Raw genomic sequence first — 6,191 nt, 5'->3', positions numbered from 1 at the left:
GGCGTTCGATCTCTTGGCCACACCGTCGGAACTCTACTCGCTTGGAACAGGCGGGGGCGCGTGATGCTCTGGCGTCTGGTGCTCTTGCTGGGCTTTGCCGCCCTGCCACTCCGCGCCGAAGAAGTTGTGTTGGGCCTGAGCAAGGACAAGGTCGCGATTACCGCGACCTTTGAAGGCTCTGAAATCCTGATCTTTGGCGCGGTCAAGCGGGAAGAGCCGATTCCGGATATTCCGCTGGATGTCGTCATCGCTGTCGCGGGCCCGTCAGAGCCCGTCACCGTGCGGCGCAAGGACCGTCGCTTTGGCATCTGGGTCAACACGGATATGGTCGTGCTCGATTCTGCGCCCAGCTTTTATGCCGTGGCCACGACCGGCCCGCTCGACAAGGTCATGTCCGATACCGAGGATTTGCGGCATCGCGTCTCGATCCCGCGCGCGATACGATCCGTGGGTGCGGCAAGCATGGCCGAGGATGCCGAGCGTTTCACAGATGCCCTGATCCGCATCCGCCGCGATCAAGGGGCCTATGCCATGCGCGAAGGCGCTGTGGTGCTGGATCAGGAAACGCTATTTCGTGGCGCGATCCAACTCCCGGCCAACCTGACCGAAGGGGAATATCTGACCCGGATATTCCTGACCCGAGAGGGGCGCGTGGTGTCACAACTCGAAACCGTGATCGACGTGCAGAAAGTGGGGCTGGAACGCTGGCTCTACACCCTGTCCCGCCAGCAACCGCTGGTCTATGGCCTGATGTCTCTGGCGATTGCCATCGCGGCGGGCTGGGGCGCGTCCGCAGCCTTTCAAGCGATGCGGCGCGGCTGATGCCGCCGTGGGCCGCGTGCCCGGCCGCCCATGCCCAAACCCTTTGACCACGATAGAGAGCCTATGCGCCTGAACATTGACGTGACCATGGATTATCAACTGACAGGGCATGATACCGTGCTCTTGACGCTCGAGGCGGCCCAGACCGATGGGCAAGCCGTGATCGAGAGCACGCTTGATGTCGAGGGGGCCGATCTGCGTTGGATCGAGGTTGAGGGTATGCCGGGGCGGCGGGTCTGGGCGCATGTGACCAGCGACCGGATGAAGCTGCGGTATCGGGCCTTGGTCGAGGTGACGCGCGCAGGGGCCGCGTTAGAGCGGCTTGCAGGGACTCCGATGCGTGACCTCCCCGGCGAGGTGGTCAGCTACCTGCGCCCCTCGCGGTTTTGCCAATCCGATCTCTTGACCGAGTTCGCGGCGCAGCAGTTTCGCGGGCTGGACGGCGGCGCGCGGATTGCGGCGATCGTGGACTGGGCCCGCTCCGAGATTGCCTATGTGCCCGGCTCTTCCAGCGCCACAACCTCGGCTGTGGACAGCTTTGTCGCGCGCCGGGGCGTGTGCCGTGACTACGCCCACCTCGTCTGCAGTCTGGCCCGCGCGGGCAATATCCCGGCGCGCTACACCTCGGTTTATGGCGCGGACGTGGACCCACCGGATTTTCGTGCGGTGGCCGAGGTGTGGCTTGAAGGGGCGTGGCACCTTGTCGATGCCACCGGCATGAGCAGCGCCGCCGACATGGTGGTGATCGGCTCTGGCCGGGATGCCAGCGACGTGGCCTTTATGGAAACCGAAGACTGGGCGCGCCCGCTCTGGCAAAAGGTCGATGTGCGGCGGGTGTGACGCGCCCCCTCAGCCCCGTCCGATATAGGGCATTTTCGTTGCCATCAGCGTCATGAACTGCACATTCGCCTCAAGCGGCAATTCAGCCATGTGCAGCACCGACGCGCCCACATGCTCGACGTCCATTGTAGGGGGCGGTGCGTCTGGATTGGCGGCGATGATCCCCTCCAGCAATTCGGTGCGGGCGTTGCCGATGTCGATCTGACTGCACGCAATGTCATAGGGGCGACCATCGAGGCTGAGCGTCTTGGTCAAGCCGGTGATGGCGTGTTTGGTGGTGGTATAGGCCACCGATCCGGGGCGCGGCGCATGTGCGGAAATCGAGCCGTTGTTGATGATCCGCCCACCCATCGGGGACTGCGCGCGCATTTGAGCAAAGGCCGCCCGCGCACAGAGAAACATGCCGTTCAGGTTCACATCCACGACCCGCCGCCATTCCTCATAGCTCAGTTCGTCGATCATCGCGGCGCGACCAAAACTGCCGGCGTTGTTGAAGAGCACATCCAGTCGTCCGGCCCGCGCAATGAAATCCTCGAACACCCGCACCACATCGCCGGGGTCTGTGACATCGCCGGGCAGGATGACGGCGTTGTCATGTCCCTTGGCCACAGTCTCGAGCGCCTCGGCGCGCCGCGCCATCAGCCCCACATGCCATCCAGCCCCCAGAAAGGCACGCGCGCAGGCGGCCCCGATACCGGCGCTTGCCCCGGTGATCAGAACGGTTTTCATGTCTCTTCCTCCTGTTCGAGTTGCAGAGGCGCCGGCCCTCCGCGCAAATCATCGACCGTGAGCGGTGCCGTCGGTTTGGACAGCCGGTTGCGCACGATCCAGTGCAGTCGCTCTTCGGCGCGGGTGATCGCCACATAGGCCAGCCGTTTCCAGAGGGGTTGTCCCGCTTCTGACCGGCCCATCTGCGCGGCGGCGTAGATGTCAGGCGCGAACACCTGCACATCAGGCCATTGGCTGCCCTGCGCCTTGTGGATTGTCACCGCCGCGCCATGCAGAAAGGTGGCCCCCATGTTCGCGGCAAAGGGAATGAACGGCTCTTCCTCATCCGGCTTCTCGATCTTGACGATGGAGGCCGCCGAGATTTGCGGGTCTTCGGCCCCGATCACATGCAGGCGCGAAAAGCCGGGTTTGCGCCCCGGCCCGAGGTAAACCACCTGCGCCCCCTTGATCAGCCCGCGCGCCTCGAGATCAAGCCGCTTCTTGCGATGCTTGAGCGGCAGCTCGATCCCGTCACAGATCAGCGGCTCTCCCGCCAAGAGCGCGGTTTCGGGCGCGCCATGCACGGCACGAAAGGCGTTGATCAGGCGGATGCGCGTGGCATTGCGCCAGACAAGGACCGGCGAGCGCGCCATCAGATCGACCTCGACCCGTTCGGCCCATCTTACGCGTTCATCGCGCCGGGCGGCGTCCTCGATCATCCGCTCGAAATGGTGAAACTCCAGCGCAGGATCAGCGAGCGCGTGGGCCAGATCAAGGATCGGGTTATCCGCGTCCTGCCGATGAATACGGCTCAATTCCAGCCGGGCGGGTGCGGGCAGGGTTTCAAACACCATCCCGCCTGTGGATTTGACAGGGGGCAACTGCGCCGGATCGCCAAAGAGCAGAAGGGTCGGGAAAATCTCTTGCAGGTCCTCGAACTGCTGGCCGTCGAGCATGCTGGCCTCATCGACAAAGCCAATATCCAGCGGCTCTTCCCGCCGCTTCCAGCCGGTGATGAAATCCGACCCGCGCAGGCCAGCGGCAGCCAAGGCGCCGGGGATGGATTTGTTGCTCTGGTAAAACGCAAAGGCACGGTCGAGCGCCAGATCGGTCAGACCCTCGATCTCGGGCCGCTCGCCCTGACCGGCCAGCCATTCGGCGATCTTCTCATACTCCGGGTGATAGACGGGGGTGTAGAGAATGCGGTGGATGGTGGTAGCGGGCACGCCACGCATGCGCAGCACGCTTGCCGCCTTGTTGGTAGGGGCAAGGATCGCCAGCGTGCGTTTATCGCGCCGCTTGCGGCTCTCGTAATCGCCGGAAACGATTTCGACACCTGCCTCTTCCAACGCGCGATAGAGCGCCGCCAAGAGAAGCGTCTTGCCCGATCCCGCCTTGCCGGTGACAGCCATGACCGCGCCCTTGCCTTCGCGTGGTGGGGTCAGCAGGCCTGTGTCAATATCTACGCCCACGACGCGCAGCGCCGCCGCGATACGGTCATGCGCCTCGGCCTGATCGGGCGAATAGGTCAGTGCGGTTTGCGTCATGGCGCGACCCTAGCCTTGGTGTGCGGCAGGTGCCAGAGCCAAAGGCGCTTGACCAGCCGGGGCGCACTTCCCTATTGCAGCGCAGCCGGTTACTGTCTGGCAAAAAGACCGGGGGCGGCAACGATCCGCACCTCGCGACCAAGGGGAAATGGACAATGGCGCATATCATCGTCGTCGGCAACGAAAAGGGCGGCGCGGGCAAATCGACCGTGTCGATGCATGTGGCGACGGCCCTCGCCCGGATGGGCCATAAGACCAGTGCGCTTGATCTTGATCTGCGCCAGCGGACCTTTGGCCGCTATGCCGAGAACCGCGCCAAATTCATGGCGACGTCCGGCCTTGATCTGCCCAGCCCGCGCTATCACGAACTGCCCGAAGTGGCGGCGGATCAGCTCAAGCCGGGCGAGAATGTCTATGACCGACGCCTCTCGGCGGCGGTGGCGGAACTGGAGGCCGATAGCGATTTCATCGTGATCGACTGCCCCGGTTCGCATACCCGTCTGAGCCAGGTGGCACATAGCCTTGCCGATACCCTGATCACGCCGCTCAACGACAGCTTCATCGACTTTGATCTGCTGGCCCGGATCGACAGCGATGGCAAGAAAATCCTGGGCCCCTCGGTCTATTCCGAAATGGTCTGGAGTGCGCGGCAATTGCGGGCGCAGGCCGGGTTGCGCGCGATTGACTGGGTCGTGGTGCGCAACCGTCTGGGCGCACAACAGATGGTCAACAAGAAGAAGATGGGCGATGCCGTCGACAACCTCGCCAAGCGGATCGGTTTCCGCGTGGCACCTGGGTTCAACGAGCGGGTGATCTTTCGCGAATTGTTCCCGCGCGGCCTTACACTGCTCGACCTCAAGGATATCGGGGTCAAGGGGCTCAACATCTCGAACATCGCCGCACGTCAGGAATTGCGTGATCTGATCAAGGCGCTGAACCTGCCGGGTGTGACCGCGAATTTCTAACCCTCTGCATGGGTCTCAGATCACGAACTGATCCCGCGCATAGCCTTGGATATAGAGCAACGCAGTCAGGTCCCCGTGATTGATGCGGATGTCGCATTCGGCGGCGACGCTCGGTTTGGCATGGAGGGCTACACCAGCACCCGCGCGGCCCAGCATACCAAGATCATTCGCCCCATCCCCGACAGCGAGAACGTCGGCCTCTGTGATCCCCAGCCGCGCGCTGATCTCTTCCAAAGCCTGAACTTTGGCCGCGCGCCCCAGAATCGGACGGGCAACATCACCCAGCAGACGCCCATTCTCAGTCAAAAGCGTGTTGGCGCGGTTTTCGTCAAACCCGAGATGCGCCGCAACGGTGCCTGTAAAGGCGGTGAACCCACCCGAGACCAGCGCGCAATAGGCACCGTTGGCCCGCATCGTGGCCACCAAGGCTGCGCCGCCGGGCATATAGGTGATCCGGCTTGCCAGAACCTCTCCAATCACCGTTTCAGGCAGATCCCGGAGCAGCGCCACGCGTTCGATCAGCGCGCCCTCGAAATCCAACTCGCCATTCATCGCCCGCGCGGTGATGGCGCGGACATGCGCGCCGACGCCCGCAACCTCGGCCAACTCGTCGATACATTCCTGCTGGATCATGGTGCTGTCCATGTCGGCGAGCAGCATTTTCTTGCGCCGCCCCTCGGTGGGCTGAACCACCAGGTCAACACGTTGGTTCTGCAACTCGGCCCAGACCTCCCACCGGTTGCCGGGCACCTCCGGCATGTCGAACTCCGCCGCCTCGTCGGGGGCCAGCCATTGCACTGCGCCGCCTCCCCAAGCATTGCGCAATGCCTCGGCAAGAGCGGGGTCAAGCGCACCGGGTGCTGCGATCAAGGTGGTGGTGAACATGGGGCAGGTTTCCGATCGTAGGCGCGCGGTGTCGCATTTTCTCACTCAAGCGGCGTTCTAGCGTCATTTCTGCACTTGCGAAAGACCCCGCTTGGCCGTAATCCAGTCAGTGGGACACCCTTCCCCAACGAAGGGCGCTTATCTGAGAGGGTAGCTATATGGCTATTGAAGCACCGGCAACGCGGCCGGAAAATCCGCGTTTTTCCTCTGGCCCCTGTGCCAAAATCCCCACATTCACGCTCGACATGCTGTCTGACGCCCCCTTGGGTCGTAGCCACCGCGCTGCTGTGGGCAAGGCCAAGCTGAAGGCCGCCATCGAGAACACACGCGCCATTCTGGGCGTGCCTGCCGATTACAAGATTGGCATTGTGCCCGCCTCTGATACCGGCGCTGTCGAAATGGCGATGTGGAGCCTTTTGGGCGC

Annotated in this window: 6 protein-coding genes and 1 pseudogene; 4 read left to right on the top strand and 3 right to left on the bottom strand. The window is 63.3% G+C overall.

Features of this window, described 5'->3' with window-relative positions; genetic code table 11:
* Nucleotides 1-63 precede the first annotated feature (63 nt).
* Together KBT70_RS14955 and KBT70_RS14950 are read left to right on the top strand one after the other, a co-directional pair.
* Entirely contained in the window at nucleotides 64-822 is a 759-nt protein-coding gene (locus tag KBT70_RS14955) for a TIGR02186 family protein (protein ID WP_296635484.1), read from the top strand.
* Nucleotides 823-885: 63 nt separating this feature from the next.
* Nucleotides 886-1,662, top strand: coding sequence for a transglutaminase family protein (locus KBT70_RS14950; protein WP_296635480.1), 777 nt, complete (start codon nucleotides 886-888; stop codon nucleotides 1,660-1,662).
* A gap of 9 nt (nucleotides 1,663-1,671) precedes the next feature.
* On the opposite strand, the gene KBT70_RS14945 is transcribed toward KBT70_RS14950, so the two are convergent.
* Both KBT70_RS14945 and KBT70_RS14940 read right to left on the bottom strand, forming a co-directional pair.
* On the bottom strand, nucleotides 1,672-2,391 hold the full coding sequence (locus KBT70_RS14945; protein WP_296635474.1) for an SDR family oxidoreductase: 720 nt from the start codon (nucleotides 2,389-2,391) through the stop codon (nucleotides 1,672-1,674).
* Entirely contained in the window at nucleotides 2,388-3,917 is a 1,530-nt protein-coding gene (locus KBT70_RS14940) for an AAA family ATPase (protein ID WP_296635471.1), read from the bottom strand. The genes KBT70_RS14945 and KBT70_RS14940 overlap by 4 nt, the downstream gene beginning before the upstream one ends.
* Before the next feature lie 155 nt (nucleotides 3,918-4,072).
* Between KBT70_RS14940 and KBT70_RS14935 the strand changes: the two genes are divergently transcribed.
* Entirely contained in the window at nucleotides 4,073-4,882 is an 810-nt protein-coding gene (locus KBT70_RS14935) for a division plane positioning ATPase MipZ (protein ID WP_296635469.1), read from the top strand.
* A gap of 15 nt (nucleotides 4,883-4,897) precedes the next feature.
* Here the strand turns inward: KBT70_RS14935 and serB are convergent, their stop codons facing one another.
* Nucleotides 4,898-5,767, bottom strand: a complete 870-nt coding sequence (gene serB, locus KBT70_RS14930; protein ID WP_296635466.1) for a phosphoserine phosphatase SerB — start codon at nucleotides 5,765-5,767, stop codon at nucleotides 4,898-4,900.
* A gap of 158 nt (nucleotides 5,768-5,925) precedes the next feature.
* Here serB and KBT70_RS14925 point away from each other — a divergent pair.
* Nucleotides 5,926-6,191: pseudogene (locus KBT70_RS14925) on the top strand (phosphoserine aminotransferase); the annotation flags it as partial.

The organism is Roseovarius sp. (assembly GCF_018066915.1).
Classification (GTDB): domain Bacteria; phylum Pseudomonadota; class Alphaproteobacteria; order Rhodobacterales; family Rhodobacteraceae; genus Roseovarius.
The sequence above is the reverse complement of the archived record's forward strand: the minus strand, read 5'-3'. Positions and strand labels throughout refer to the sequence as shown.

What these genes read in the sequence shown, in the direction of transcription:
- KBT70_RS14945 (WP_296635474.1), bottom strand. Translation starts at nt 2,391, where the DNA reads ATGAAAACCGTTCTGATCACCGGGGCAAGCGCCGGTATCGGGGCCGCC.
- serB (WP_296635466.1), bottom strand. Translation starts at nt 5,767, where the DNA reads ATGTTCACCACCACCTTGATCGCAGCACCCGGTGCGCTTGACCCCGCT.
- KBT70_RS14940 (WP_296635471.1), bottom strand. Translation starts at nt 3,917, where the DNA reads ATGACGCAAACCGCACTGACCTATTCGCCCGATCAGGCCGAGGCGCAT.
- KBT70_RS14935 (WP_296635469.1), top strand. Translation starts at nt 4,073, where the DNA reads ATGGCGCATATCATCGTCGTCGGCAACGAAAAGGGCGGCGCGGGCAAA.
- KBT70_RS14950 (WP_296635480.1), top strand. Translation starts at nt 886, where the DNA reads ATGCGCCTGAACATTGACGTGACCATGGATTATCAACTGACAGGGCAT.
- KBT70_RS14955 (WP_296635484.1), top strand. Translation starts at nt 64, where the DNA reads ATGCTCTGGCGTCTGGTGCTCTTGCTGGGCTTTGCCGCCCTGCCACTC.